29 protein-coding genes are annotated in these 25,345 nt (G+C 60.4%); 14 read left to right on the forward strand and 15 right to left on the reverse strand.

Annotation, left to right across the window (positions count from 1 at the left end; translation table 11 throughout):
• Positions 1 to 108: 108 nt before the first annotated feature.
• Together G359_RS12860 and G359_RS12865 are read right to left on the reverse strand one after the other, a co-directional pair.
• The gene (locus G359_RS12860; RefSeq protein WP_045836451.1) at positions 109 to 1,839 is read right to left on the reverse strand and encodes an NADPH-dependent assimilatory sulfite reductase hemoprotein subunit; all 1,731 of its coding nucleotides are present in this window, start codon (positions 1,837 to 1,839) and stop codon (positions 109 to 111) included.
• 58 nt (positions 1,840 to 1,897) lie between these two features.
• Positions 1,898 to 3,679 (reverse strand): diflavin oxidoreductase, encoded by a 1,782-nt coding sequence (locus tag G359_RS12865; protein WP_045836452.1) that lies wholly within the window; start codon positions 3,677 to 3,679, stop codon positions 1,898 to 1,900.
• 564 nt (positions 3,680 to 4,243) lie between these two features.
• On the opposite strand from G359_RS12865, the gene pqqA reads away from it, so the two are divergent.
• The 6 genes from pqqA to G359_RS12895 all read left to right on the forward strand — a co-directional run bounded on the left by pqqA (position 4,244) and on the right by G359_RS12895 (position 8,218).
• On the forward strand, positions 4,244 to 4,333 hold the full coding sequence (pqqA, locus tag G359_RS12870) for a pyrroloquinoline quinone precursor peptide PqqA (RefSeq protein ID WP_041921595.1): 90 nt from the start codon (positions 4,244 to 4,246) through the stop codon (positions 4,331 to 4,333).
• A 143-nt stretch (positions 4,334 to 4,476) separates the two neighbouring features.
• Entirely contained in the window at positions 4,477 to 5,409 is a 933-nt protein-coding gene (gene pqqB, locus G359_RS12875; protein WP_045836453.1) for a pyrroloquinoline quinone biosynthesis protein PqqB, read from the forward strand.
• Positions 5,406 to 6,182, forward strand: coding sequence for a pyrroloquinoline-quinone synthase PqqC (pqqC, locus tag G359_RS12880; RefSeq protein WP_045836454.1), 777 nt, complete (start codon positions 5,406 to 5,408; stop codon positions 6,180 to 6,182). The genes pqqB and pqqC overlap by 4 nt, the downstream gene beginning before the upstream one ends.
• Positions 6,183 to 6,185: 3 nt before the next feature.
• The gene (gene pqqD / locus G359_RS12885) at positions 6,186 to 6,488 is read left to right on the forward strand and encodes a pyrroloquinoline quinone biosynthesis peptide chaperone PqqD (RefSeq protein ID WP_045836455.1); all 303 of its coding nucleotides are present in this window, start codon (positions 6,186 to 6,188) and stop codon (positions 6,486 to 6,488) included.
• Positions 6,489 to 6,517: 29 nt separating this feature from the next.
• A complete protein-coding gene (pqqE, locus tag G359_RS12890; protein WP_045837980.1) occupies positions 6,518 to 7,678 on the forward strand; it encodes a pyrroloquinoline quinone biosynthesis protein PqqE in 1,161 nt (386 codons plus the stop codon).
• Between the two features lie 183 nt (positions 7,679 to 7,861).
• Positions 7,862 to 8,218, forward strand: coding sequence for a c-type cytochrome (locus tag G359_RS12895; protein WP_045836456.1), 357 nt, complete (start codon positions 7,862 to 7,864; stop codon positions 8,216 to 8,218).
• 85 nt (positions 8,219 to 8,303) lie between these two features.
• Here the strand turns inward: G359_RS12895 and folK are convergent, their stop codons facing one another.
• Positions 8,304 to 8,825, reverse strand: coding sequence for a 2-amino-4-hydroxy-6-hydroxymethyldihydropteridine diphosphokinase (gene folK, locus G359_RS12900; RefSeq protein ID WP_045836457.1), 522 nt, complete (start codon positions 8,823 to 8,825; stop codon positions 8,304 to 8,306).
• A gap of 24 nt (positions 8,826 to 8,849) precedes the next feature.
• A complete protein-coding gene (locus G359_RS12905) occupies positions 8,850 to 9,227 on the reverse strand; it encodes a 4a-hydroxytetrahydrobiopterin dehydratase (protein ID WP_045837981.1) in 378 nt (125 codons plus the stop codon).
• 76 nt (positions 9,228 to 9,303) lie between these two features.
• Here G359_RS12905 and G359_RS12910 point away from each other — a divergent pair, with 76 nt between their 5' ends.
• From G359_RS12910 to fae, 7 genes are all read left to right on the forward strand, one after another.
• Positions 9,304 to 10,332, forward strand: a complete 1,029-nt coding sequence (locus tag G359_RS12910; RefSeq protein WP_045836458.1) for a beta-ribofuranosylaminobenzene 5'-phosphate synthase family protein — start codon at positions 9,304 to 9,306, stop codon at positions 10,330 to 10,332.
• 5 nt (positions 10,333 to 10,337) lie between these two features.
• Positions 10,338 to 11,243 carry an NAD(P)-dependent methylenetetrahydromethanopterin dehydrogenase gene (locus tag G359_RS12915; RefSeq protein ID WP_045836459.1) on the forward strand — a complete coding sequence of 302 codons (906 nt, stop codon included), beginning with the start codon at positions 10,338 to 10,340 and terminating at the stop codon, positions 11,241 to 11,243.
• Between the two features lie 22 nt (positions 11,244 to 11,265).
• On the forward strand, positions 11,266 to 12,492 hold the full coding sequence (locus G359_RS12920; protein WP_045836460.1) for an ATP-grasp domain-containing protein: 1,227 nt from the start codon (positions 11,266 to 11,268) through the stop codon (positions 12,490 to 12,492).
• 13 nt (positions 12,493 to 12,505) lie between these two features.
• The gene (gene mch, locus G359_RS12925) at positions 12,506 to 13,465 is read left to right on the forward strand and encodes a methenyltetrahydromethanopterin cyclohydrolase (protein ID WP_045836461.1); all 960 of its coding nucleotides are present in this window, start codon (positions 12,506 to 12,508) and stop codon (positions 13,463 to 13,465) included.
• Entirely contained in the window at positions 13,449 to 14,420 is a 972-nt protein-coding gene (locus G359_RS12930; protein ID WP_045836462.1) for an ATP-grasp domain-containing protein, read from the forward strand. The genes mch and G359_RS12930 overlap by 17 nt, the downstream gene beginning before the upstream one ends.
• Positions 14,417 to 15,280, forward strand: a complete 864-nt coding sequence (locus G359_RS12935; RefSeq protein WP_045836463.1) for a triphosphoribosyl-dephospho-CoA synthase — start codon at positions 14,417 to 14,419, stop codon at positions 15,278 to 15,280. Before G359_RS12930 ends, G359_RS12935 begins: the two co-directional genes overlap by 4 nt.
• 229 nt (positions 15,281 to 15,509) lie before the next feature.
• On the forward strand, positions 15,510 to 16,022 hold the full coding sequence (fae, locus tag G359_RS12940; RefSeq protein WP_045836464.1) for a formaldehyde-activating enzyme: 513 nt from the start codon (positions 15,510 to 15,512) through the stop codon (positions 16,020 to 16,022).
• A 188-nt stretch (positions 16,023 to 16,210) separates the two neighbouring features.
• Here the strand turns inward: fae and G359_RS12945 are convergent, their stop codons facing one another.
• On the reverse strand, positions 16,211 to 16,918 hold the full coding sequence (locus G359_RS12945; protein ID WP_045836465.1) for a HisA/HisF-related TIM barrel protein: 708 nt from the start codon (positions 16,916 to 16,918) through the stop codon (positions 16,211 to 16,213).
• A 59-nt stretch (positions 16,919 to 16,977) separates the two neighbouring features.
• Between G359_RS12945 and G359_RS12950 the strand changes: the two genes are divergently transcribed.
• Positions 16,978 to 17,988, forward strand: coding sequence for a hydantoinase/oxoprolinase family protein (locus tag G359_RS12950; RefSeq protein ID WP_045836466.1), 1,011 nt, complete (start codon positions 16,978 to 16,980; stop codon positions 17,986 to 17,988).
• A gap of 54 nt (positions 17,989 to 18,042) precedes the next feature.
• Here the strand turns inward: G359_RS12950 and G359_RS12955 are convergent, their stop codons facing one another.
• The 10 genes from G359_RS12955 to G359_RS13000 form a co-directional block, all read right to left on the reverse strand.
• Complete coding sequence (locus G359_RS12955) at positions 18,043 to 18,324, reverse strand: hypothetical protein (RefSeq protein WP_045836467.1); 282 nt, start codon at positions 18,322 to 18,324, stop codon at positions 18,043 to 18,045.
• Between the two features lie 136 nt (positions 18,325 to 18,460).
• On the reverse strand, positions 18,461 to 19,702 hold the full coding sequence (locus G359_RS12960; RefSeq protein ID WP_245280022.1) for a class I SAM-dependent methyltransferase: 1,242 nt from the start codon (positions 19,700 to 19,702) through the stop codon (positions 18,461 to 18,463).
• A complete protein-coding gene (locus G359_RS12965; protein WP_045836468.1) occupies positions 19,642 to 20,223 on the reverse strand; it encodes a DUF447 domain-containing protein in 582 nt (193 codons plus the stop codon). The genes G359_RS12960 and G359_RS12965 overlap by 61 nt, the downstream gene beginning before the upstream one ends.
• Positions 20,223 to 20,837, reverse strand: coding sequence for an amino acid kinase family protein (locus G359_RS12970; RefSeq protein WP_156150769.1), 615 nt, complete (start codon positions 20,835 to 20,837; stop codon positions 20,223 to 20,225). Before G359_RS12970 ends, G359_RS12965 begins: the two co-directional genes overlap by 1 nt.
• Complete coding sequence (locus G359_RS12975; protein WP_052699366.1) at positions 20,830 to 21,264, reverse strand: dihydroneopterin aldolase; 435 nt, start codon at positions 21,262 to 21,264, stop codon at positions 20,830 to 20,832. The genes G359_RS12970 and G359_RS12975 overlap by 8 nt, the downstream gene beginning before the upstream one ends.
• The gene (locus G359_RS12980) at positions 21,261 to 21,998 is read right to left on the reverse strand and encodes a (5-formylfuran-3-yl)methyl phosphate synthase (protein ID WP_045836469.1); all 738 of its coding nucleotides are present in this window, start codon (positions 21,996 to 21,998) and stop codon (positions 21,261 to 21,263) included. Before G359_RS12980 ends, G359_RS12975 begins: the two co-directional genes overlap by 4 nt.
• A 34-nt stretch (positions 21,999 to 22,032) precedes the next feature.
• Complete coding sequence (locus G359_RS12985; protein ID WP_045836470.1) at positions 22,033 to 22,773, reverse strand: ABC transporter ATP-binding protein; 741 nt, start codon at positions 22,771 to 22,773, stop codon at positions 22,033 to 22,035.
• A complete protein-coding gene (locus tag G359_RS12990; RefSeq protein ID WP_045836471.1) occupies positions 22,761 to 23,573 on the reverse strand; it encodes an ABC transporter permease in 813 nt (270 codons plus the stop codon). Before G359_RS12990 ends, G359_RS12985 begins: the two co-directional genes overlap by 13 nt.
• Complete coding sequence (locus tag G359_RS12995; protein ID WP_045836472.1) at positions 23,536 to 24,516, reverse strand: ABC transporter substrate-binding protein; 981 nt, start codon at positions 24,514 to 24,516, stop codon at positions 23,536 to 23,538. The genes G359_RS12990 and G359_RS12995 overlap by 38 nt, the downstream gene beginning before the upstream one ends.
• Complete coding sequence (locus G359_RS13000; RefSeq protein ID WP_045836473.1) at positions 24,513 to 25,028, reverse strand: DUF3280 domain-containing protein; 516 nt, start codon at positions 25,026 to 25,028, stop codon at positions 24,513 to 24,515. Before G359_RS13000 ends, G359_RS12995 begins: the two co-directional genes overlap by 4 nt.
• Positions 25,029 to 25,345: the final 317 nt, after the last annotated feature.

Here is a 25,345-nt window from a genome sequence, read left to right on the forward strand (position 1 = left end):
ACATCCCCGCGCAGGCGGGGATCCGTCCTGGCTTCTGTTCTTCGCTAGGGTCAGGCTTGGATGGATCCCGGCCTTCGCCGGGATGACGAAAAAAACGGTTTGGGGCTCCTAAACCAACTTCACATCGGCGTGGAACTGATTGCCGGCTGGCGTCGCCTGCACGACTCCCGAACGTATCGCGAAGTCGCCGAAGTGCTCGCCGTCTTCACGCTCTTTCGAATAGGCGATGAACAGCGGCTCCAGCAGCGAAACGATGCGCTGCTTATCGACGTCCTGGGCATACAGCTTGGAAAGCCGCGAGCCGTTGAACGCCGCGCCGAGATAAAGATTGTACAGACCCGGATTGCGGCCAACGAGGCCGATCTCCGCGAGATACGGCCGTGCGCAGCCGTTCGGGCAGCCCGTCATGCGAATGACGATGTCGTCATCCTTGAGACCGGCCCTGTCGAGGCTATCCTCAAGCGCAGTGACGAGATCCGGAAGGAAACGCTCGGCCTCCGCGAGCGCCAGACCGCACGTCGGCAGCGCCACGCACGACATCGCATTCCGCCGAAGCCCCGACAATACGTCGAGCGAAACACCATGCGATTTGAAGATTGCTTCGATCTTCGGCTTGGCCTTCGTGGCAACGTTCGCGAGAATGACGTTCTGGTTCGCGGTGCATACGAAATCGCAAATACCGAGTTCGGCAATCTCGCGAAGCGCTGACCTCAGCGCATAGCCGGGCTTATCCTTGATACGTCCGTTCTCGACGAACAGCGTCAGATGCCAAGCCTTGTCCGACGCTTTCTTTGCATCGAGTGTCTGCCGCCAGCCGATCTTGTCGCCCGTGCCGGTGAACTTGAACGGCCGCGCCTTCTCGAGTTTGAATCCCAGACGCTTCTCGACTTCGTCACGGAAATTGTCGAGTCCGCGATCTTCGATCGTGTATTTCAGACGCGCGCGTGCGCGGTTCTCGCGATTGCCCCAATCGCGCTGAACGGTCACGACCTTCTCGGCCACCGCGATCGCCTGATCCGGCTTGCAGAAGCCGAGGAGATCGGCAGTGCGCGGAAACGTATTGACGTCGCCGTGGGTCATCCCCATGCCGCCGCCAATGGTGATGTTCCACCCGACGAGTTCGCCCTTCTCGACCACCGCGATGTAACCGAGATCGTGCGCGTAAATATCGACGTCGTTATCCGGCGGCACCGCCACGACGATCTTGAATTTGCGCGGCAGGTAATGGACGCCGTAGATCGGCTCCTCGTCCTTCTTCGCAGCCCGCGACGCGTCCTCGACCTTCTCACCATCGAGCCAGATCTCGTGATAGGCGCCCGTCTTCGGGAGCAAGTACTCGCTGACCGCCTTGCCGAGATCGTAGGCCTGCCGGTGTGCCTTCGACAGATACGGATTGGCGGCCGTCATCACGTTGCGATTGACGTCGCCGCAAGCAGCCAGCGTATCGAGACAGATGTCGTTAAACGCCTGCATCGTGCGTTTCAGGTTCGACTTGATGACGCCGTGATACTGGAACGTCTCGCGCGTCGTCAGCCGCATGGTGCCGTTGGCATACGTGCTCGCGATGGTATCGAGGCCGATCCATTGCTTCGCCGTCACGACGCCGCCCGGAATGCGCAGGCGGATCATGAAGGAGTAAGCCTTCTCGAGCTTCTTCTTGCCCCGCTCGCCGCGAACGTCGCGATCGTCCTGGATGTAGGAGCCGTGGAACTTGATCAGCTGCTGATCGTCTTCCGCGATGGCGCCTGTTTCAACTTTGAGCAGCCCCTCAGCCAGCGTACCGCGCAGCTGATGACTATGCTCCTTGATGATCTCGTTTTTCGATCGCTTGTCGGTCATGTCGTATTCCCCGGCTCCCTTCGGCCTCGAGGCTGCGAAGGGATTTCGTGCAATTGAATTAGTAGATGTCGCGTTGGTAGCGGCCGGCTTTCGTCAGCTCCTTGAGCTTCGCCCGGCCCGCTTCTTCGTCGCCCTTCAAGGGCTCGGCAATAACTTTGACGAGCATGGCATCGACGTCTTTCGCCATGCCCTTCTCGTCGCCGCAGACGTAGATATGCGCACCTTCCTGTAGCCACGCGTTGATGTCCGCGCGCCTCTCCCAGATACGCTGCTGGACGTAGATCTTTTCCGGCTGATCGCGCGAGAATGCAACGTCAATGCGCGTCAGGTCGCCGGACGCCAGATAATCCTGCCACTCGAGCTGATAGAGAAAATCGTTGGTGAAGTTCCGCTCGCCGAAGAAGAGCCAGCTCTTACCCTTGGCGCCACTTGCAACGCGCTCCTCCACGAAGGCGCGATAGGGCGCGACGCCCGTACCCGCACCGATCATGATGATTGGCGTATGCCCGTCAGCCGGCAGACGGAAATGCCGGTTCGGCTTGACGTAGATGCGCGCCGTTTGCCCGATCTTGCGGCGCTCGCCGAGGAACGTCGATGAGACGCCCTTGCGCACGCGGCCATGCGATTTCCACCGAACCGCGCCGACGAGCAGATGCGCTTCCCCCGGATGCGCTTTCAAACTCGATGCGACGGAATAGAGCCTTCCCGGCAACGGCCGCAAAAGCCCCGTCAACTGTTCCTGAGTGAGCTTTTCCGGATAGGCGAGGAAAAGATCGATCAGCTGCCGGTCGGACGCAAACTTCGCATAGGCCTCGCCTTCGAGCAGCGCCTTGACGTCAGCGCGGCCCGTCAGCTTCCCGTAATTCTCGACAAGCGCACGCGACAGCGTCGTGACGTCATAAGATTTCTGCAGCTTCAGAAGCAGCGCTGCGTCCGAGCCGAGGCCGACCGTCTGCAACAGGTCGTCGACAAGTGCCGGATCGTTTTCCGGCATCAGCCCGACGGCGTCGCCCGGCTGGTAAGTGAATGCCGGATCGTCGAACGCGAATTCCGCATGCCACGTTTCGCGTGTCGAACCGCTGCCGTTCAAATTGACGAGCGCCGAGATCTCGGCCTCGAGCGGATGCTCCGCCGTGTACTTCGGCTCGTCATCATCAGCCTGCGGGAACGCGCCACCAAAATCGACATGCACGACCGTGCCGCCAGCCGCCGTGTCTTCCGGCGCGAGCTTGGCGAGCGCACCTTCCGTCCATTCCGCTGCCTTTTTCGCATAGTCGAGATCGAGATCGACGCGATCGAATGTCCGCACACCACCCAGTTCTTCAAGACGCTGATCGATGGCTTTGCCGGTCGCGCAGAATTGCGCATAGGCCGTATCGCCCAGCGCCAGCACCGCAAATTTGACGCCATCGATACGAGGCGCCGCATCGCTCATCAGCGATTGATAGAAATCGACGGCACGTGCCGGAGGATCGCCCTCGCCCCATGTCGCCGCAAACACGAGAATGTTCTTGGCCTTGGCGAGCAGCGCCATGTCGGCGTCCGCCATATCGAAGACTTTGGCGTCGAGACCGTGCTTCTGGGCAGCCTTCTTTGCCTTCGACGCAAGAGCTTCGGAATTACCGCTTTCACTCGCATAGAGAATTGTGAGCGGAGCACGCGGTTTCGATGCAGGAACTGGCTGGGCCAAGCCACCGCTCTGCGCGGCCTCGAAACCAGCGAAAAAGCCGGCGAGCCACGAGCGCTGCTGCGGAGTTGTCCGCGCAACCACTTTGTTCAACAGTTCAATGTCTTCCGGCAGAAAAGGCGCGTTGCGCGGAAGTAGAGGGGTCGCGGTCACTCAAAGCTCTCCTCGTCAGGGCGTCGGGCCCGGCGTTCAAGGCGCGGGCGTAGCGCGCCTCTCAGCCCGGGAAAAGCCCAAAACATGCCGAGCGGCCGTGCGACCCACGCGGCATTATAAATAGTCATGTCTTAACAGCTGGCCGAGAAAGTCGGACGTCACGCCGCCGAGGCCGATTTCATACGCCATATTAGAACAATCTTCTACTACCCTGCGGCAGAGCACCCAAACATAAGAATAATTTTCCAACATTACAGATCCGCCAGCGCAGGAAATCTCAGGTTGCAGATCGCCCCCGAAAGTATGCACTCCGTGGGCGCCACGCGTCCGGATGATCGATCCCCAAAGAGCGGTCAAATCAATCACACGCAGACGTGAAGCGCATTGATTTGAAAAGCAGACCCCGAACATGATCTGTACAGGGTGACACGGAATCCAACCTTGACTTTAAGAGGTTGATCCGCAGATTGGGGCGGCACATGAAAAGTGTCTGCACCGGTCTGGTGGGCCCTCGGCGGGGTCTGCAAGGAACGTAAGCAGTTTACCGCTTTTGGAGGAAACACCATGAAGATCTGGACCAAACCCGCAGTGCGCGAGCAGGAAGTTGGCCTTGAGGTCACGAGCTACCTGCCGGCCGAGATCGACCTCATCTAACCGATGAAGTCTTCGGTCTCGCAAGATTTGTGAGACACCGGCGCGGCGGTCGATGCATCATCGGCCGCCGCAGCCGTTTACTCCCGAAGAACTGAGAGCGCTCCGGACTTCGGCAACCCGTTGGCGCAACCACATAAGCTCACATGATCATCAAAGTGCTCGGGTCCGCCGCTGGGGGTGGATTTCCGCAATGGAATTGCAATGGCTTTCACTCCGCGAGCGTGAGAGCCGGAGTGGCGGGATATAGGCCAAGACTGCAATCTTCACTCGCCGTCAGTGCTGACGGCGTGAATTGGGTATTGCTGAACGCCTCCCCCGATATTCGCCAGCAGATCAACGAAACACCGGAATTGCAGCCCGTGAAAGACGGAGCGCTCCGCAATTCGCCGATCAAGGCCGTGGTTCTGACCAACGCCGACGTCGATCACATCACCGGCCTCCTGAGCCTCCGCGAAGGCCAGCCATTCTCGATCTACGCCGCCGACCGCGTTCTCGCGACGCTGGAATCGAATTCCGTCTTCGAAGTTCTCGCCAGAGACAAAGTCCGTCGCCTCCAATTCGAACTTAATGTGCCGACGCGCCTCGAAGGCGGCGGCGTCGATTTGGGCCTCGTCGTCGAAGCCTTTGCCGTACCGGGCAAGGTCGCCCTGTTCCTCGAAAAAGGCGACGCCAGCGGCAATTTCGGCAGCCGTGATGGCGACACCATCGGCCTCAAAATCACCGACGCCAAAACCGGCAAATCGTTCTTTTACATCCCAGGCGTCGCCGAGATCGACGAACCGCTCGCCGCCAGGATCCGCAACGCCGAACTGCTCTTTCTGGACGGCACCCTGTTCGAAGACGACGAAATGCTGACCCAGGGCCTGTTGAACAAAACAGGCAAGCGCATGGGCCATATCTCCGTTTCCGGCCCCGATGGCTCGATTTCCGCATTGCGCCCGCTCAATGTGAAGCGCCGGATCTACGTTCACATCAACAATTCAAACCCGATCCTGGACGAGAACTCAGAAGCCCGTAAAGTTGTCGACGCATCCGGATGGGAAGTCGGCTTCGACGGCATGGAGGTGCGCCTATGAGCCCAGTCAGTCTCGAAAAGAAAAACGCCGAGCGTCGTGGCAACGAGCCCCCGATGTCGACCGCGGAATTCGAAGCCGCGCTTCGCGCCGTCGGACCGGAGCGCTATCACGATCTGCACCCCTTCCATCACATGCTGCACGGCGGCAAGCTGAATAAGGGTCAAGTCCAGGCCTGGGCTCTCAATCGCTTCTGTTATCAATCCGCCGTCCCTCGGAAGGACGCAGCTCTCATCAGCCGCGCCTACGACCGCGAGCTGCGCCGTGAATGGATGCACCGCATTCTCGACCACGACGGTCTTCTGCCGGACGAACCGGGCGGCATCGAACGCTGGCTAATCTTGACGGACGGGCTCGGCCTCGACCGCGATTACGTGATCTCGCGACGCGGCGCGCTGCCGGCGACAGTCTTCGCCGTCGAATCCTACGTCACGTTCGTCCGTGAACAGCCTTTGACGATCGCGGTTGCCTCATCGCTGACCGAACTCTTCGCGCCGAAGATCCACAAAGAGCGTATCGCCGGCATGCTCGAGAACTACGACTTCATCGACGATAAGGTGATGGCCTACTTCAAGCGCCGCCTGACCCAGGCGCCTCGCGACGCCGACTTCGCGCTCCAGTATGTCTTGAAGAACGCCAAGACGCGGGAAGAGCAGGAAGCGTGCGTCGAAGCTGTCCGCTTCAAATGCAATGTGCTTTGGGTTCAGCTCGATGCGCTCCACCACGCCTACGTCGACGGACACATTCCGCCCGGCGCATTCCGTCCTGAGGCCTGATCGATGAACGCCGAAGCCAATCGCACACGTGTGATCATCGTACCAGCTTCAAAGCCGGCGCTGCCACCCCACATTAAGCTCAGGCACGACGCCGGACGAGGCCGCTGGCATGTACTTGCGCCTGAACGCGTATTCGAGCCCGATCCGATAGCCATCGAAATTTTGAAGCGATGTGATGGCGTCAACTCGGTCGAAGGCATCGCGACCGAACTTGCAAAAGAATACAACGCGCCGCTGCAAGAGATCCTCGCAGACACCATATCCATGCTTCAGGAGCTTTCGGATAAGGGCGTAATCAGAGCCTAGAGGACTTGGGTAAAACGGAGCTGACGTCAATGAACGAAGTAGCACCGATGGAGCAGTTCTCCGAAAAGCCCCTGGTCGAGGCTTGCGCCCGCGCGCCCGTCGGCCTTCTGGCCGAACTGACACACCGTTGTCCGCTGCAGTGTCCCTATTGCTCAAATCCCCTCGAGCTTGATCGCGTCAATACCGAGCTGACGACTGAGCAGTGGCAAGACGTGATGCGCCAGGCTGCTGACCTCGGCATTCTGCAAATCCATCTCTCCGGTGGCGAGCCGACCGTTCGCAAGGATCTCGAAGACATTGTCGAGGTTGCTGCGAAAGCGGGCCTTTATACGAACCTCATCACCGCGGGCGTGACGCTCACCCGTGATCGCCTGAAGCGTCTGAAGGAATTGGGCCTCGACCACGTCCAGCTTTCAATTCAGGACGTCGACGAAGCGAACGCCGAAAAGATCTCCGCCTACAAGAACGGCCTCGCGAAGAAGCGCGAAGTCGGCAAATGGGTGCGCGAATTCGATATGCCGCTCACCATCAACGCGCCCATCCATCGGCACAATATCGAGAACCTGCCCAACATCATCAATTTCGCCGTCGAAATGGGTGCTGGCCGCATTGAGGTGGCGAATATCCAATACTACGCCTGGGCACTCAAAAACCGCGCGAGCCTCATGCCGACCCGCGCTCAGGTTCTGAAGAGCGCCGAGATCGTCGAGGAGGCGAAAGAGCGCCTCAAAGGCATCATGGTTTTCGACTTCGTCGTGCCCGACTACTACGCAAAAACGCCGAAGCCCTGCATGGGCGGCTGGGGCCGTGGCGTCATGAACGTCACCCCGCAGGGCCGCGTCCTTCCCTGCCATGCCGCAGAATCGGTTCCGGGCCTCGAGTTCGACAACGTCAAAGACAGGCGTCTGGCGGACATCTGGCTCAACGGTCAGGCGTTCCAGAAATACCGCGGCACCAGCTGGATGAAGGAACCGTGCCGGGGCTGTCCGCGCGCCGAGATCGACTTCGGCGGCTGCCGCTGCCAGGCCATGGCCTTCACCGGCGACCCGACGAACACCGACCCGGCCTGCAAGCTCTCGCCTCATCATTTGGCATTCGTTGCCGCTGCCGAGGCCGAAAGCGGGGTCACCGCACCTCCGCCGTTCGTCTACCGGCGCATGAGCCCCGTGAAAGCTACGGCCGGCGAGTGAAACTGATTATCCGGCGCTTGAGCCAGATCTTGCAGTGCAAGGTAATCGCCTAAAGTTTTCCCACCCGGTGCGGCATTCTGTTCGGCTTCGGTTCAGAAAAAAAATGGCAACTTCCTGCGACTGAGCTATGAGTTGGAGCGTTTCTAAAAGGCCGCTCAGGCGAAACGGGAAGGAAAAGATATAATGCGCAAGTGGGTTCTGGCGATTGCGATGATCGCAGCAGTACCGACCGCTGCCATGTCCGCCGATGCGGATGCAGGCAAGACGGTCTTCAATAAGTGCAAAGCCTGCCATCAGGTCGACAAGAACGGCGTTGGTCCGCACCTTGGCGGTCTCGTTGGCCGTAAGGCTGGCACCGTCGAAGGTTACAACTATTCGGAAGCGCTGAAGAACTCTGGCATCACGTGGGACGAAGCAGCTCTCGACAAGTGGCTGCAGGGTCCGGCCAAGGACGTCCCCGGTACGAAGATGATCTTCGCCGGCATCAAGGACGAAGGCGACCGCGCAAACCTCATCGAATATCTCAAGACGCTGAAGTAAAAATCACCGTCTGATTGCCGATTGACGAAAGCGCCGCGCAGACGAGAGTCCGCGCGGCGTTTTTCTTTTGCTTATCGCTTGGCTCCTAAAGAGGCTGAACCTCGCGGGTATCGAGCTTCTCGAGCATCTCCTCGATCGTCCGGCCATTGAGCGTCAGCTCCGGCGCGACATCCTTGAGCGGCACCAGCACGAATGCGCGCTCGGCAATAAGCGGATGCGGAACGGTGAGATCCGGGTCAGCGATCTCGAGATCCCGGAACGTCAGGATATCGACATCGATGATACGTGGGCCCCACCGGCGCGTGCGAACGCGACCCATATCGTTTTCAACGGCTTGGCAATGCTTCAGCAGAGCATGCGGCGAAAGCTCGGTTTGAACCGCCACGCAGGCATTCACGAACCAGTCCTGATCCGTGACGCCCCACGGAGCCGACCGATAAAGCTTTGACCGCGAGACCACCCGTAGTGATCCGTCGGCCGTCAACCGACGGATCGCATCCTCGATGTTTTCGGTGCGGTTGCCTATGTTCGTCCCAAGCGCCAGGATGGCATTGAACACGCCCTCGCTCGCTCGAAGCTGCGCCTCCGCGCGTTCGACCTTCGCCATTGAACGTCTCTCCGGACCTCAGGCTCAATCGTACTTGATATAAGCAAACCGCATATCGCCGGTGGGCGTGCCTTCGAGACCCTTGCCCTCTTTGCCCGGCTGCCAATGCACGACCTCCTCGATCTTTTTCGCCAATTCGAGATCCTTGGACGTGATGCCCTTGGCCGCATGGTTCATGAGACGAACCTCGACCCAAGCATAGGAGAGCGTCATATCTGGATGATGCCACGCCGCTTCGGCAAGATGGCCGACGGTATTGACGACCATCAGCGTGCCTTTCCAGCTCGCCGTCTTGTATGTGCGGCGTATCCAGCCGTTCTCGAGCTTCCAGGTCGGAAGGTTGGCGGCCAGCCAAGCATTAACATCGGCATCGGCCATCGGTTTTTCGCGTTCTGCACTCATCTTGCCCTCGACCTCCAATTATCGGACAACTCGCTTCTTTAAATCCTACCGCCGCCGCAACCGTGAAAGCAAACGGATGCCTGCAGCGGTTTTCAAGAAAGGACCGTCTTACGTGAGGCCTTTTCCGGCATCCTCTGCCGCGATCCGCGTCACGGCTCCCGCGCGCTTGCACTTGGGCTTCCTCGATTTGAACGGGGACCTGGGGCGACGCTACGGAAGCATTGGCTTGAGCATCGACCGCCCGAGTACCCACCTCTCGGTCGCAAAGGCCGATGAACATTCAGCCTCCGGACACGAAAGCCAGCGCGCCGTTGCATTACTCCGCAAGTTCGCCGGAGAACGGCCCGGTCACGGCTACGCTATAAACATCTCTGAAGCTATCCCTGCCCACGCCGGTCTCGGCTCAGGCACGCAACTCGCCCTCGCCATCGGCGCGGCAGTTGCCGCGATCGAAGGGCGCGAACTGTCAGCTGCGGACGTTGCCACTCTTGGCGAACGCGGCGCGCGATCAGGCATCGGAGTCGAGGCATTCACGTCGGGCGGCTTCATCATCGACGGGGGCAAGGGCAAAACGGACAGGCCTCCGCCTGTAACGCTGCGCTCCGATTTTCCGCCGGACTGGCGAGTGATGCTGATCCTCGATCCCCGCCATGCCGGCGTTTCCGGCGAAGCAGAGGTAACGGCCTTCGCCGGGCTTCCACCATTTCCCGAGTCGAGCGCCGCCCACATCTGCCACCTGGTCCTGATGAAACTCGTGCCGGGCCTGAAGGAACAAGACCTCGCCGCGTTCGGTTCAGCCTTGACCGAAATTCAAGAAATCGTCGGCGGCCATTTCGCCTCGAAGCAAGGCGGTAGCGCATGGACCAGCAAAGCCGTCGGAAATCTCGCTTCGCGCATGCGGGAACAGGGTGCAACCGGCATCGGACAAAGCTCCTGGGGGCCGACCGGGTTCGCCTTTGTCGATAGCCAGAAAGCGGCAGAACGCCTCTATCATTCTTTAAACGAAGACGCTAAACGCGACGGGCTCGAAATCCTTATCGCACACGGCCGCAACACTGGCGCCCGCATAGAAGCGCTGCGAAATCCAAAACGAACGGAGCATTAAACCCAATGAGCGACGCAACTCCTATTCTTCATATGCTCGCGCCGCAGAAGCACATGAGCCCCTTCGACGTGAACATGGCGGCTGATGCTGGCTACAAGGTCATCGTTCCCTACATCAACGTCGAATTGGGCGAAGTCACAGGCCTCATCCAGGACGCTATTTTCTCGCGCCCCCCGAACTACGGCGTACGCACCGGATTCTTCATGGGCGGCAAGGATGCGATCCTCGCTCTCGACATGCTGGAAGCCGCCAAAAAGGCGATGGTGCCCCCGTTCGAATGCTCCGTCTTCGCTGACCCGGCAGGCTCGTTCACGACGGCAGCCGCAATGGTCGCCTGCGTTGAGAAGCTCCTGAAGGAGAAGTTCAACAGAGACTGGAAGGGCACCAAGGTCGCAGTCTTCGGCGCAACCGGCGTCGTCGGCTTCGCATCCTCGATCATCTCGGCACTCGAAGGCGCCGAAGTTCAACTCGTCGCCCACCGTGGCGTTGAGCGCGTCATCAAGAACGCCGACATCTCGAAGGCCCGCTTCGGCGTCGACCTGAAGGCCGTCCCCGGCGAAACCGACGCGCAGAAGCAAGAGATCATCGCCAACGCTGACGTCATCTTCGCGGCAGCCGCAGCCGGTGTTCAGGTCGTCTCCAAGGAACACAAAGCGGTTGCGAAGAACCTGAAGGTCATCGCGGACGTCAACGCCGTGCCGCCTGCTGGCGTCGAAGGCATGGAGCTTTTCATGAACGGCGAAAAGCTTCCGGGTTGCGACGCGCTCGGCGTCGGCCCGCTCGCAATCGGCGACATCAAGTACAAATGCGAATCGGGCCTGTTCAAGCAGATGATCGATTCCGACAAGCCGCTGGTGCTCGACTTCCGCGACGCCTACGCGTTCGCGAAGAAGCTCGTCGGACTGGGTTGAGGCCTAGAGCTGGAGCAGAACGGTGAGCGGCGAGACGGTCCTCATCGCCGCGTTCTCCGGGCGGAGCCTCGCGCAATCCGCCCGGCGCGCTGGTTTTAAACCGCTCGTCGTCGACGCCTTCGGCGATCTCGATACACGACACGCCGCCGGGGACTTTCGCGTTCTCGACGGCGTCATGCAAACGGGCTTCCGCACGAAGCCGCTGATTGCAGCACTCGAAGACCTCTCCCGATCGGCTGCAACCAAGCCAATCGGCCTCGTCCTCGGTTCCGGCTTCGAGGATAAACTGCGCCTCGTCGCAGCGCTTGCGAGCCGGTTCAAGTTGCTCGGCTCCGACACCGCAACCTACAAAGCCTGCAAAGATCCCCGATCCTTCTTCGCGCTGCTCGACAGGCTCGGCATCCCGCATCCCGAGACGCAAGCCGAGCCGCCCGCCGATCCGGAGGGTTGGATATCGAAACGCGTCGGCGGTAGCGGCGGACGCCACATCCGCGCCTGCCACGGATCCCAGCGCGCAAAGCCACGCCGCTATTTCCAGAGGCTGCTCGACGGCGAACGCATTTCCGCAGGCGGTGTCTTCACGGACCAGGGAAGTACGATTTCGCTCAGCCGACAGTGGATCTCGCCATCCCCCGAACACCCATTTCGGTTTGGCGGCTGCGTGTCGATGCCAGCCATCGACGAACGTCTCCGCGAAACAATATTGAACGCGGTTCACGCAGTCGCGAATGACATCGGACTGCGAGGCATGGCCTCGTTCGATTTCATCGTCAGTCCCGCGCCTGATACCGCGCCCGGCGGCCGGCTCCGCGCAGCGGAGTCGCTGGGCGCAAACAAAGATATCGCCGAAGGCAAGTCGCCGGGTGCCAGCAAAGGCTCCGCATACCTGCTCGAAATCAATCCCCGGCCGGGGGCATCGCTCGACGTGCTCGACAGCGATGACGGCCAGCTATTCGCCGATCACATTGCCGCCTGGACCGCCGGGACCCTCCCGACGAGGGATCGCGGGCCAGCCAAATCGGCGAAGGCCGCCGCCATCCTGCACGCCGACCGCGGGCCCGTCATTCTTAAAGAAATTCAGTGGCCCGACTGGACCGCCGATCGCGGTGCCCCTGGAACATTCATCCCCCTCGGCGCGCCGCTCGCCACCACGTTCGCCGAAGCCCCAACGGCCGATGCGGCAGAAGCGCTCGCCCGTAAACGCTTGGCGGAACTTGAGGACCTGATATACGGACACCCCAAATCCTGACCCGGAGTTTCTAATGGTAAAGCAGCCCAGCGTTTCGGCAGGCGCCGCAAAGATCGTTGACGACATCGTTGCCAATGCCGATGCGCTCCGCATCTCCGTCACGAAAGGCAGCCTCGGCGAACGCCTTATCGATATGGGCGCTAGCGTTGTCGGCGGACTCGAAGCCGGCCGCCGCCTCGGCGAAGTCTGCATGGGCGGCCTCGGCACCGTCGCATTCACGCAGTCCTCCGGACTTCCCAATTGGCCGCTCGGTGTCGTCGTCTCGTCGAACAATCCGGTCATTGCCTGCCTTGCCAGCCAGTATGCTGGTTGGACGATCACGGATGAAGCATCGGGCTTCTTCGCGCTTGGTTCGGGCCCAGCACGCGCTCTCTCGCGCGTCGAAGACTTGTACAAAGAACTCGGTTACGCAGACCACCACCAGCAGGCAACGCTCGTCATCGAAGGCGATAAAGCTCCGCCGTCCGCAGTCATCGCCAAGGTGGCGACTGCCAGCGGCGTCGACCCGACTGGCCTCACCATCATGTACGCGACGACCTGGAGCCTCGCCGGCACCGTGCAGATCGCGGCTCGCGTTCTCGAGGTCGCGATTCACAAAGCGCACGCCCTCCACTTCCCGCTCGAGAACATCCTCGACGGCACCGGCACGACGGCCATCGCGCCGCCGGTTCCCGATTTCGTCAAGGCGATGGGCCGCACCAACGACGCCATCATCTACGGCGGCCGCATCCATCTCTTCGTCAAAGGCCCCGACACCGACGCGAAGCGCCTTGCGGAAAACCTTCCGTCGAGCACGTGCAGCGCCTACGGCAAGCCGTTCGCCGAGATCTTCGCCGACGTCCAAGGCGATTTCTACAAGATCGACCCGATGCTGTTCTCACCCGCTCAGGTGATCGTCTCGAACGTCGAGACAGGCAATTCCTTCCGCGCAGGCGAGCTCGCGCCGGAGATCGTCGATGCGAGCTTCCGCTGAGGTAAAGCCTGATCCGTTGCCAGGGCCAGGCGATGGTCTTCACCTCGCCCTTCTGATTGAGGAAGGGCGGGGCGAATGGCACGCGCGCCGTATCGTGCGCTCGCTCGAAGCTATGGGCGCGCGCGTCACCGTTTCCTCGCTTCCGCATTGCGCCTTCGATACCGGGCTCGAAAGCGGCATCGATATTCCGGGCTTCAAAGGCCGCTTGCCCGACGGCGTTTTCGTTCGCTCGATCTCAGCGGGCACGCTCGAACAGATCACGTTTCGCTTGGGCCTATTGCATGCATTGCGCGAAAGCGGCGTGCGCGTCTGGAACGACGCTCGCGCCATCGAACGCTGCGTTGACAAATCGCAAACCACATTTCTTCTGCACAAAAACGGTATTCCGACGCCGCGCACGCGCGTCTGCGAAACACTTCCCCATGCGCTTGAATACACCGAAGGGCTCGATCGCCCCCTCGTGGTGAAGCCGATCTTCGGCAGCCAGGGCAAAGGCATCGGTAGGATCACGGAGCAGAGCGAACTCCCCGCGCCCGAGACCGTCGATCAGATGTATTACATGCAGGACTACGTCGCGCCGCGAGATGGCCTCTATGAGGATTGGCGCGTGCTCGCGACCCGTCATCGCATCGTCGCAGCAATGACCCGGCGCGGCACCAATTGGGTGACGAACATTCACCAGGGCGGCAAAGCCCGCGTTCATCTCCCCGATGACGAAATGACTCGCATTTCGATGGCCGCGATGCGCGCCGTCGACGCCGATTACGCCGGCATAGATCTCATCCGCACAGCCGAGGGCGAGCTTCAGGTGCTGGAAGTCAATTCCAATCCGGCATGGCGTGGCTTGCAAAGCGTCGCCGACGTCAACATCGCCTGGGTGATCGCGGAAGATTTCTTGAAGACGGTCCTCGCGCATCGCGCTGCGTCAGGCATCCCCGTCGCCGCGGTGTCATGAAGGGCCCGCGGCACCCCGCTGAAATAACCTCGGCGTTTCTCGATGCTTGCAACGCCGAGCTCAACGCATTGAAGCCCGGCAACGTTCATCGCTATTCCTCCGGCCACGGCATGGAGGTTCTCCATTTCGAGCAGGCCGCCAAAGCCGCGGCGGGCCCAATAGCCGATCCATCGTTGAGCGTCGGCAAACGCATACTCCGGGCGACCGAAGCAAGCGTTGGCGCAACCGGCATGAATACCAACCTCGGCATCGTGCTGCTCTGCGCTCCACTGGCGAAGGCCGCGAGCGAGACGACGTTCGACGTCGGTCTCAGGCGCCGCCTCGGCAACATTCTCTCCCACCTCGACGAGCAGGACGCGGAGGACGCGTTCGAAGCAATCCGCATCGCCAATCCGGCGGGCCTCGGCGCGGTTGGCGAGGGCGATGTCCGCGCGTCATCGAACCGCCTGACATTGATTGCTGCGATGCAGCTTGCAGCCGAACGCGATCGCATCGCCAACGCCTACGTGGACGTTTTTTCGGATGTCTTCGATTTTGCGTTGCCTATACTTCGCTCCGCCCGCGCCGAACAACCCGCCGATCCAAATTTCGCGATCACCACCCTGCACATGGCGCTCCTCGCCGAATTCCCCGACACGCACATCGCCCGGAAATACGACGCGGAAACCGCCGCCGGTGTGCAGCGCGAAGCCCTCGCGTTAAGATCGAGCTGGTTTCCTGTTGCAACTGCGAAATCTTTGCCCCTCCTTCTGGAATTCGACGCAAAGTTGAAACAGACCCGTCGCAATCCTGGCACAACCGCCGATTTCGTCGTCACGACCCTTTTCGCCGACGCTCTGATCGAGCGGAAACATTTGTGAATGCCGTCACACCCGATTTTAAGGGCTTGTCTCGCCCGGTGACCTGAGGCAATACAGGCGCCGTGTCCGCTTTCTCTGCGGGCCGATCCCTGTGCCGACGCTGGTACTCATGCCACCAGGGCGCCGACGTACTTGGATATTCATCGCCAGAGCAGTACAGCGAAGTCCCGGCTTTTGACGGGGGAGCGTTGGTGCTCGTATTCTTTATTTCGTGGGAGGAACCCCCCTAATGGCCAAAATCACCAAAGTTCTGGTCGGCGAATCGCTCGTCGGCGACGGCAACGAAGTCGCTCACATCGACCTCATCATCGGACCGCGTGGTTCGGCTGCTGAGACGGCTTTCTGCAACGCCTTGACGAACAACAAGGACGGCTTCACGACGCTCCTCGCTGTCATCGCGCCGAACCTCCCCTGCAAGCCGAACACGATCCTTTACAACAAGGTCACGATCAAGGACGCCCGTCAGGCCGTTCAGATGTTCGGACCCGCTCAGTACGGCGTCGCAAAGGCCGTTCAGGACTCGGTCGCTGAAGGCGTTATCCCGGCTGCAGAAGCTGATGACCTCTTCATCTCGGTCGGCGTGTTCATCCACTGGGAAGCTGCCGACGACGCGAAGATCCAGGACTACAACTACCGCGCCGTTAAGGAATCGATCGCTCGCGCAGTTGCCGGCAAGCCGACGGCTGCTGAAGCAACCGCACAGCGCAACTCGGTTCAGCATCCGTTCGGTGCAAAGGCTTGAAGCGGAAACCGTCCTCAGCAGGTCGAAAATAAAAATGAAACTGCCCCTCCTATGAAGGGGGGTCTGCTGCAGCGATTGGGTAGACTGCTCTCGGGCCGTTACAGCGGTTGACATCTGAGCCGAAGCCATGGCCGCAACTTGGCTTCGAACTCAGCTGGAGCGGCTGCTGCCAATTCCGGACTGGACGATTACTGGCCGGCGACTTCTTTGAGGTCGCCGGCCGAAATTTTTCCCGAATGCAATGCCGACGCGATCAGAGCGCCTTTGACGCCGAGCTTTCGCAATGCATCGAGATCCGCACGATTGCGGACACCCCCAGCCGCGTAGACGCGGCGCGCCCCTGCCCGCGACACGATATCTTTGAGCCTTTGAAAGTCTGGGCCAGCGTTCGCGCCAACGCGATCGAGCGTCATGACGATGACGCGCGACGGCCAGAGCGAAGAATCAGTAAGCAGCGATTCCGGCCCCATGAATTCGTCGTGCCTGAAATCGAGAGACAGGATCGTGCGCGCTGGCGCTTCCGCAGAGATGTCCGTCCACACCCGGGCCGTCTCGATGCTCTCCGATCCGACGACGAGCGTCGCGACAGGCGCAGCCAGCACGGCACGCGAAGCCCCGCGCGACCCAATTCCGGCATCGATCCAGATCTCAGCACCCGGCAGAACATGGCTCAGCGCGGGGACCAAGTGCTTGTTGCGGCCCCGGCCCTCGATGCCGTCGAGATCAGCCAAATAAAGCGTGCGAAAAGGAAAAAGCTTCGCCAGACCCCGCGCCAATTCCGCCGGATCGGCGGTTGCGGCAATTGGCGTTTCAATCGGCCGATAAGCCGAACGCTCCCCCTTTACCGCGCGGACGACCTGTCCATGCGCGACATCGATAACCGGAATGACGTCCACTGCTTGCCTCCTCGGGCCTTGAGTGTATCACGAGCAGCGGTGGCGAAGCGAAGGCGCAAATGACGAAGGTCACAATCGGCTTGGATGTTGGCGGTGCGCACCTCAAGGTCGCGCGCGTGGAAGACGGCCGCGTCGCGGCCGTTCGTCAGATCCCCTGCCCGCTGTGGGAGGGATTGGACCGCCTCGACGCCGCGCTGCACGACGCCGAACCGCTGATCGCGAATCACACCGTCTGCGCGATCACGATGACGGGCGAACTGACCGAGATTTTCGAAACCCGCGAAGCCGGCGTGCTGGCGATCATCGAGCGGCTGCGCGAATGGCTCGAAGGTGAGCTTCGCATCTTCATGGGCCTCAAAGGCTTCGCGTCGCCGCAATCGGCCAAGGGCGATCCACTCTCGGTCGCATCGGCGAACTTCATCGCAACGGCGCTCCTCATCGCTCAGCGTCTTCCGAAATCGCTCCTCATCGATATGGGCTCGACGACGACAGACATCATCGCGTGCGACCGTCCTCTCGGCTTGACCGATGCCGAACGCCTGCAGACGGGCGAGCTTGTCTATACGGGGCTGACGCGAACAGCCGTTGCATCGATCACAAACCGTGCGCCGCTGGCGGGTCAATGGCAAGGCCTTGCCCGCGATGGCTTCGCGACGATGGCCGATGTGCGACGCATACTCGGCGATCTTCCCGATGACGTCGATCAGCATCCAACGGCGGATGGACGGGGCAAATCACAAGAAGAAAGTCTCATCCGCTTCGCACGCGGCTTTGGGCGCGACGCGGAAATGCGCCACCTGCCGGCGTGGCAGGTTTCTGCCGAATACGTTTCCGAACGGCAGCTGCGATCAATCCACGACGGCGTGCTGCAAGTTCTGTCACGCCCGGCAGAAGCGGTGAACTCCATTGTGCTCGCCGGTATCGGCGCTTCTCATGCGGAAAAAATTGCGGTCCGGCTCGGAATTCCGGCATTCGCATTCGGCACCCTCATCGATGCCGAAGATGATCAGCGGCTCTGGGCGACGCGATGCGCGCCGGCCGTCGCCGTGGCGCTCCTGCAGCACAAATAAATTCGGCCGCAACGGAAACCGTCGCGGCCGAAAAAACTATCGGTGGCGAATAACTCAGCCGCGTTCGCGACGAAGCCGCACGAGGTCGAACGAACCGCTTTCAATTTCGAGATCGTAAACGTGACCGTTCGCGCGCTTGGCGTTGTCGACCTGCCAATACCCGTGCGACCAACGGATGTTGCGCCATTCGACGAAGCCCATGTGCTGCAGTCTCTCTGCAACGACGGCCGGATCTTCATGGGCATCGTCGCGGCCTGCGCTTGCAGGGACTGCCGTGGCGAGGCCAAGGAGTGCCACAGCCGAAGCGAGCCGTAGGATACGGGAGACGTCAATCATCGAGTTCTGCCTTCTTGTCATGAATTCACTCTGGGGGTGCCGAGCATCAAACATATGAAGCCCGGATCGGTTCCCTCTACACGCATTCCATGGCAGTGAGCAACAAATGAGGCGATGGAGTAAAAACGTAGCGAGCTTACCCAACATCCTTGAGTTGTGACTCGAGATGATGTGTCGAAAAACCGCTAGTATTTTTCAATGCTTGATACTGCTCACGTGCCGTCACGCGATCGACGTGCGAAGATTTCACCGCCGCAATCAGAATGTTTTTGGACGTGTGTTCAGTTGAAACGAACTCAATCATCTTCACTTTGTAGCCCGAAGCTTCGAGCAGCAAAGCACGCGCCGCATCTGTGATGAGATCCGCCTGACGTTGCTTCAGAAGCGGATATTTGATGAGCCCTTGTAAGCCCTCGCCCGTATCTTTGATCTGCGGCGCGATTTCATGCTGGCAACAGGGCGCCGATAGAATGAGCGACGCATCACCGCGCACACCGAGCGCCATCGCGTCGTCCGTCGCCGTATCGCAGGCGTGAAGCGCGATGATGATGTCCACGTGAGGCGGCGATGACCGCGATGCTTCTTCAGCAACGAACGACAATCCATCGAAGCGTAAATCGCGCGCCAGCCGATTGCAGAAATCGACGAGATCGCCGCGCATCTCAATTCCCGCCATATGGCAACGGCGGCCGAGTTGCGTCGTCAGATGATCATAAAATGCAAACGTGAGATATCCTTTGCCCGAACCGATATCGATAACGGTCAGCGCCGCATCTTTTTTTAGATCGCTGTCCTTGATCAAATCGTCGGCGATCTCGATGAAGCGGCAGATCTGGCGATATTTGCCCTGCATCGACGGCTTGATACGACCTTCCGCGTCAGCAACCTGCAACGCTTTGAGATACGGCCTGTCCGGCGGAACGAGATACGCCTTCTTGCGATCGTGCGCTTCTGGTTCCGACGTTTTCAACGTCGCCTTGCCGATCGCCAAATGCGGTACGCCCTTGCGGCTGTAATCGAGGCGAACGTCCCGCGTCGTCGAAAAGAGCGTCGCGCTCATGTACGTTTCACCGATCGACGAACCGATCGCGCTCAAGCCTTCCTCGATCTTGTAAGTCTTCGTCTCGTCCTTCCGCGGAAAGCTCGTGACGACTTTCAGATGCGGCACATCCTTAAGCAACACGAGGGTCACAACCGCTTTCGACGCTTCGCCTTTCCCGCGAAACTTTCCGAGCGCGAGCTTGGCGAACGAACCGTCGTCGAGCGCGGCCGAAAACGCCGCCATGAATGCGTGCTTAGCGTCGCCGCCGTCAGACTTCATGAGGTCGTCTGATCGAAGCGCGCCTGACGCCACGCCGAGATTTTTTCCATCAGCCATTCCCATGCCTCTTCTTCGCGCGGGCCGGCGGTTTTCGAAATTGCGATTTCGAGATACTTCAATTCGCTCTCGACCTTCTCAGGCGGCAGCATGTTGAGGCGCGTCGTCAGAACGGCAAGCTCAATGACCGCGGCTTGCGCACGATTGAAGCCCTGCCATGCCTTGTGCATGACTTCATCTACGATTGAGCAATAAAAACGCGGCCGCTGCTCGTCCTCGACGATCTTGTCGACCGTCAACTCCCAATGCGACACGCAATCGGCGAGCCTTTCGCCCTTGATGCTCCGCGTCGGCGCCAACGGCCAAATTTTCCGTCCCGTCACGGCGCCTGCAAACACGCGGACATCATCCGTATGGCTCGCGGCGGCAACCGGATTGGCGCGCAGATTTTCGAGCGTCGTCGAAGGCCGGAACGGAGCAATGATCCAATGCGCGCCGTCATTGATGAGACCGAGAGGCGCAATGTGCGCTTCACCTGCGCTATTGAAGGTCGTTACGATTGTTTCGACGATACGCGGCATCACGCGCCTCCTCCGCCAGCCAGAAGTGCGGCGAGCGCCGCATCGTCTGCCGGTCCGAAGATGGACCACGAAACTCCCGACCGCGCAACGATCTCTGGAAAAAGAATATCGACCACACCTTGCCGCGCCAATTCTTCAGCCGAAACATCTTTCGCGACGCCGACGGACTTCAGAAGAATGAGACGCGCGTCCACGAGTTCCGCGAGACGCGCTGACAGACTGTCCGACGTAGCCGACCAGCTGGTTGCGATCGTCTCATCGTCGCCGATCATGCGAAGCGGCGCCCAGACGGGAATCTGTCCATCCATGATACAGTCGGACATTTCGTCGATGGTTTGCGCGACTTTCAACCCCGGCCGTTGAGCGACCATCCATTCAGCCATCTGCTCCATCGCGAGCATGGCGAGCCGATGCGCCACCGCATCGTCGAAGCTCATCTCACGCTGCAAGCTGCGCACAGCGTCGGCAAACGGACCGCCGCCCGGCACGATGACGATCGGAACCTGCGCCGCGCTGAGCATCTCCAGCACGCCACCGAGACGTCCGGTCTCAGAAAGGCTTCCGCCGACTTTAATGACGAGCGGGCGAACCCCACTCAGGCGGAGCTCAGCCACGTCCAAACTCGCGTGCCGCAGCTTTCGTGGGAGGACGAATGATCTCGACGCCACGCAGCGGGCCGCGTTCCAGCTTTTCGAGCATCACGCGAACGGCCGCAATACGTTTGTCGGCAAGCACCTGCGCGGCGATTTTCTCCGCGAACGTCTCGACGAGTTTGATGTGCCCGCCGCGCGCCAGCGCGACGATGATATCAATGATGTCGGCGTAGGACGGAACTTCCGCCATTTCGTCTTCGACGCTGAACACGTCCTTCTGCAATCGCGCTTCGACGGTGAAGCGGACTTTCTGCGTAACGCCTTGCTCTTCCGCGTAGACGCCGACGTTGCAATCGACGATGAAGTCGCGAACGAAGATGGAATCCGCAAGCTCACGTGCTTCAGGCTTTATCTCATCGGCCTTTACAGGCTTCTTCTTGTCATTCATGCGACTGACGTCTCCGGCGCTACGTTTAGCTGTCTAGCGTTATCGATTGCGCGACGAACCGCAATCACGCGATCGGCTTCAATGGCGCCTTTGCGGCCAGCCAAGCAAAGCGCTCCGCGAAATCCCAACATATCGGGTTCGAGCGATGCAAGAACAGCGATGTCGCTTTCCTTGAGCGATCCCGCGAGCCCCGTGAAGAGATCATGCGCACGCGCCGCGAGGATGAATTCCGTCAATCGCCGAAGGGGAAGGACCGCGGTCAAGCTGCCGGCGCCTTTGTCGGCCGTGTCCAGCATCACCCCGGAGAAGCCAGCGTCGCGAAGCGCCGGCAGAACAGCAAAGTCCGGAGCGCGGTCCGCCATCAGAACGGCGAAGAGTTTCGTCGAACTGGAACGCACGTTGCCGAGCGCCGCGATCGCCGCGCGCGGATCATCCTCGCCGAAGAATCCGATCTTTACGACGTCCACGCCCGTTTCGCTCATCGCGATCGCCGCTGCACGCATGACCTCGGGATCGGAAGGCAAATCGCCGACCGTCGCACTGACGGATGCGCGCCCGTTGACGCGGCTAACGATGTCCCGAACCGTCAGCAAAGGCAGCGCACCGAGTGCACCCGATGCGGGATCCTTGCAGTCGATGATATCGGCCCCGCCCTGAAGCGCGATCTCTGCCTCGTTCGCGTTCGTAACGCTGGCGAGAAAGGCGGGCTTGCCTCGTCTCAAACCTTCAATCATTCCATCATTCCGAGATTGATCCGCCTCGGCCGCTCTAAGCGGCGAAAATGCGATTCTGCTCCTGAAGCACGGCAGCACGATCATGGCGCTGCGCCTCGGTCAAGTCGATGCTCACATCCTGGACGACACTCGCCTTTCCGGGCGCCAAGCGCAAGATGCGCGTTCCGAGCTGAATTGCCTCGGTCCGGTCATGGGTAACGAAGATCACCGTCGTCGGCTGGCTGTGCCAGAGCTCCATCAGGAGGTCCCGCAGGCTCGCCGCGGTTTGCTCGTCAAGCGACACGAATGGCTCGTCCATGAGCAGGATTTCAGGCTCCAGAATGAAGCCTCGGGCCAGTGCCGCACGGCGCTGCATACCGAGCGACAACCGCTCCGGATAGGCGTTCATTGCCTGCCCCAACCCGACCCGCTCCAGCATCCCGGCAATTCGCGATTGCCTCGGATCGCCATCGGGAAGCGCGAGCGCGATATTTTCGTAAACCGTTCGCCACGGCAAAAGGCGCGGCGTCTGAAAGATGAACGCTAAGCGGTCCGCCGCAGGCCCGAGATCGATGCTGCCGTCGTAATCTCTATCGAGCCCCGCGATGATGTTGAGCAACGTCGATTTCCCGCATCCCGAAGGCCCGGTGATGACGAGAAACGAACGCGGCGCGACGTCGAACGAAATGTCCTTCAGCACGAGCTGAGCTTCGCGGTCGCCGACCGGCGGAAAAACCTTGCGGCGGACCGAAACGCTGATCGGCCGCGCGCCGTTTGCCCCGTTCAACGACGCCATGCATTCACCCGTGCCTGCAACGGTTGCAACACCAGAAATTCGATCGCCTGCACGATCAGGATGAACGCCAGCGCGTACGCCAAGATCGTGCTCACATCGAACTCCTGAAAAGCAATGCTCAAGCGGTAGCCGACGCCGCTCGATCGCCCGAAAGCTTCGACGACAAGGACGATCTTCCAGACGAGCGAAAGCCCAGAACGCGCCGCCGCCGCGAAAAACGGAGCGAGCTGAGGAAGGATCACGTGGCGAAGCGTCTTCCAATGTCCGAATTTGTAGATCTTCGCCATCTCGTCGAGATCTCTGGAAAGGCTGCGCGCGCCTTCCCGCATATTCACAGCGACATTCGGAATCTTGTTGAGCGCGACCGCGGTGATCGCCGCGATGTCCGTCAGGCCGAACCAGATGTAGCAAAGCGTGATCGTCACGAGCGCGGGCAAATTGAGAAAGAGGATCAGCCACGCGTCGAAAAATTTGTCCGCAGTCTTGAAGCGGCCCAGCGCCAATCCGATCGCCGTGCCGATGAACATCGAAACGACGAACGCGACGGCCACGCGCAGAAGCGTGGCGGAAATATTCACCCAGAGATCGCCACTGGCGCTCTCCCGCCATAGAACGTCGAAAACCGCGATCGGCGTCGGCAAGTAGCGGTTTTGTGCGTAGACGGCGATGAGTTGCCAAAGAACGGCCAAAGCGAACAGCGAGCCCGCCATCCATGCGAGCCGCTCTAACGCAGCCGTAAAGCCCAGGGGCGCGGCGACTGGCTTAGGTGTGGAAAAGATTCTGGTCGAAATGGGTGCCATCGCCAACGAGTTCCGTGTCGCCGAGTTCAATGAGAAGGTTTGTCAGCTTCTTTGCAGCCGCGGTTTCCGCCTCACCCCAAGCCCCCGTGATCCCGGATCTGTAGTAATTCCTGATCGCAACGAGTTCGGCATCGGAAGCTGGTTTGATCAATGGCCGCAACCGCTGCCAGGCACCATCCGACGTCGCCAGCACGCGGTTGGCGTCGGCCACAGCCGCTAAGAGCTTATCGACCGGAACGCCCTTATCGCGGACTTGCTTTTCCGACCATATGAACCCGACGAGCGGCGGCGTCGGGCTGACGTCGAGCCCCTTCACCACGTCCGCCATCGTGAGCAGTTGACGCGCGCCGCCAGCCTCGAGCCGCGCGGCATACGTCCAGAAGTTCAAAACCGCATCGAGCCGGCCGTTCCGGAACTCTTCCGTAACGAGCGGGGCCGCGCCGAACACGGGTTCGGCCATGTTGGCAATGTCTTTGCCAAGTGTCTTGCGCGAGTAGGCACGGAGCAGGATCCAGCTCTTGTCGATGCCCGTACCGGCGACGCCGATTTTCTTTCCTTCGAGATCCGCCAGCGACTTGATCGGACTGTCCTTGGCAACCATCAAGCTGCCGAGCGCCGACGAATACGGAGCGAACTTCAAATCGTCGCCCTTCGCACGCTGCCGCAGCGCCCACGTCCAATCGCTGACGGTCACGTCCGCCGCGCGAGACAGAAGCGCGACCGGAGCCGCCTGATTGTTTGAAACCTCGACGACCTGCAAATCAAGATCGTGCTTCTTGTCGATGCCTTCCTGCCGGATCGTGTCGATCAGCCAGCTCACCGAACCGAATTTCACCGACGTCAGCCGTACCGGCACCGAAGCCATCGCCAAACGCGGCAACAGCATCGATGCCCCGAATGCGGCCCCCGCGGCCAGTACGCTGCGGCGTGAATGCGTCGTCATTTCGCTGGAGCCTCGACGTTGAACCTGTTTCTCCAAAGATAGCGAACTCCGTGCAGCCAAAGCTCGTCGGTATTCCCGTTGATCGCCGCCGACATCGTCTTCGTCAGCTCGCCGGTCTTGGTGTCTCGCGCAACGATTTGCAAACTGAGCAACGCATCCGAGACCTTATCGACGAAACCCGTGACGGCGATATCGGCGCCGGCTTCCTTGGCGATCGGAACCTCGCACCCGTTGCACTCCTTGAACGGCGAAGCCTTCTCGATTTCCTGAGCATGGGGCCCGAGGTCGATGACCGCGTATTTTCCATCCTTCGCCATTAACACTTTGAGTTCATCCACGACGAGCTTCAGCCGCCGCAGATCTTCAGGGTTAAACTGGGGAACGATCTCGCCGTCCTGCTGGGCATCGTGAATGTCGAAAGGAAAAACCGCCGCCTTGGTCGTCGCGGCATGCGCAGGGACAGCGATAAGTAACGGCGAGAGGAGGCATAAGAACTTCTTAAACCAGGGCATGGTCGGTCGTTTCCAAGTTTATTGAGCGAACTCAGACTTCAATTTGGATGGATGCGCCCGGCCGAAGCGCCAGACCTGTAGGTGCCCGCTTACCCCCAACAATTGCAAGAGGTTCTGGGCTCCTTTGCAGACCATTCCCGGTCACAAACGCGCGAGGCGGGAGCCGCCAGCTTGACAAGGCGGACGCCCACCCCCTTTTAGCAACACAGTAACACTTTGCGGTGTGCGGCTACCCCCGCTAACGGACCGATTGGAGTTGGATCATTGGCATTCCCGAGCACCCGGCCCACCGAACTCTCCGGAATATCGAGCTGGAA

It is taken from the genome of Hyphomicrobium sp. 99, from assembly GCF_000384335.2.
In the GTDB taxonomy this organism is placed as follows: domain Bacteria; phylum Pseudomonadota; class Alphaproteobacteria; order Rhizobiales; family Hyphomicrobiaceae; genus Hyphomicrobium_B.

Excerpts from the sequence above, each read along its gene's own strand:
- G359_RS12860 (WP_045836451.1), bottom strand. The coding sequence starts at position 1,839 with ATGACCGACAAGCGATCGAAAAACGAGATCATCAAGGAGCATAGTCAT.
- pqqA (WP_041921595.1), top strand. The coding sequence starts at position 4,244 with ATGAAGATCTGGACCAAACCCGCAGTGCGCGAGCAGGAAGTTGGCCTT.
- pqqB (WP_045836453.1), top strand. The coding sequence starts at position 4,477 with ATGATCATCAAAGTGCTCGGGTCCGCCGCTGGGGGTGGATTTCCGCAA.
- pqqC (WP_045836454.1), top strand. The coding sequence starts at position 5,406 with ATGAGCCCAGTCAGTCTCGAAAAGAAAAACGCCGAGCGTCGTGGCAAC.
- pqqD (WP_045836455.1), top strand. The coding sequence starts at position 6,186 with ATGAACGCCGAAGCCAATCGCACACGTGTGATCATCGTACCAGCTTCA.
- pqqE (WP_045837980.1), top strand. The coding sequence starts at position 6,518 with ATGAACGAAGTAGCACCGATGGAGCAGTTCTCCGAAAAGCCCCTGGTC.
- G359_RS12895 (WP_045836456.1), top strand. The coding sequence starts at position 7,862 with ATGCGCAAGTGGGTTCTGGCGATTGCGATGATCGCAGCAGTACCGACC.
- folK (WP_045836457.1), bottom strand. The coding sequence starts at position 8,825 with ATGGCGAAGGTCGAACGCGCGGAGGCGCAGCTTCGAGCGAGCGAGGGC.
- G359_RS12905 (WP_045837981.1), bottom strand. The coding sequence starts at position 9,227 with ATGAGTGCAGAACGCGAAAAACCGATGGCCGATGCCGATGTTAATGCT.
- G359_RS12910 (WP_045836458.1), top strand. The coding sequence starts at position 9,304 with ATGCCTGCAGCGGTTTTCAAGAAAGGACCGTCTTACGTGAGGCCTTTT.
- G359_RS12915 (WP_045836459.1), top strand. The coding sequence starts at position 10,338 with ATGAGCGACGCAACTCCTATTCTTCATATGCTCGCGCCGCAGAAGCAC.
- mch (WP_045836461.1), top strand. The coding sequence starts at position 12,506 with ATGGTAAAGCAGCCCAGCGTTTCGGCAGGCGCCGCAAAGATCGTTGAC.
- G359_RS12930 (WP_045836462.1), top strand. The coding sequence starts at position 13,449 with ATGCGAGCTTCCGCTGAGGTAAAGCCTGATCCGTTGCCAGGGCCAGGC.
- G359_RS12935 (WP_045836463.1), top strand. The coding sequence starts at position 14,417 with ATGAAGGGCCCGCGGCACCCCGCTGAAATAACCTCGGCGTTTCTCGAT.
- fae (WP_045836464.1), top strand. The coding sequence starts at position 15,510 with ATGGCCAAAATCACCAAAGTTCTGGTCGGCGAATCGCTCGTCGGCGAC.
- G359_RS12950 (WP_045836466.1), top strand. The coding sequence starts at position 16,978 with ATGACGAAGGTCACAATCGGCTTGGATGTTGGCGGTGCGCACCTCAAG.
- G359_RS12955 (WP_045836467.1), bottom strand. The coding sequence starts at position 18,324 with ATGATTGACGTCTCCCGTATCCTACGGCTCGCTTCGGCTGTGGCACTC.
- G359_RS12960 (WP_245280022.1), bottom strand. The coding sequence starts at position 19,702 with ATGGCTGATGGAAAAAATCTCGGCGTGGCGTCAGGCGCGCTTCGATCA.
- G359_RS12965 (WP_045836468.1), bottom strand. The coding sequence starts at position 20,223 with ATGCCGCGTATCGTCGAAACAATCGTAACGACCTTCAATAGCGCAGGT.
- G359_RS12975 (WP_052699366.1), bottom strand. The coding sequence starts at position 21,264 with ATGAATGACAAGAAGAAGCCTGTAAAGGCCGATGAGATAAAGCCTGAA.
- G359_RS12980 (WP_045836469.1), bottom strand. The coding sequence starts at position 21,998 with ATGATTGAAGGTTTGAGACGAGGCAAGCCCGCCTTTCTCGCCAGCGTT.
- G359_RS12985 (WP_045836470.1), bottom strand. The coding sequence starts at position 22,773 with ATGGCGTCGTTGAACGGGGCAAACGGCGCGCGGCCGATCAGCGTTTCG.
- G359_RS12990 (WP_045836471.1), bottom strand. The coding sequence starts at position 23,573 with ATGGCACCCATTTCGACCAGAATCTTTTCCACACCTAAGCCAGTCGCC.
- G359_RS12995 (WP_045836472.1), bottom strand. The coding sequence starts at position 24,516 with ATGACGACGCATTCACGCCGCAGCGTACTGGCCGCGGGGGCCGCATTC.
- G359_RS13000 (WP_045836473.1), bottom strand. The coding sequence starts at position 25,028 with ATGCCCTGGTTTAAGAAGTTCTTATGCCTCCTCTCGCCGTTACTTATC.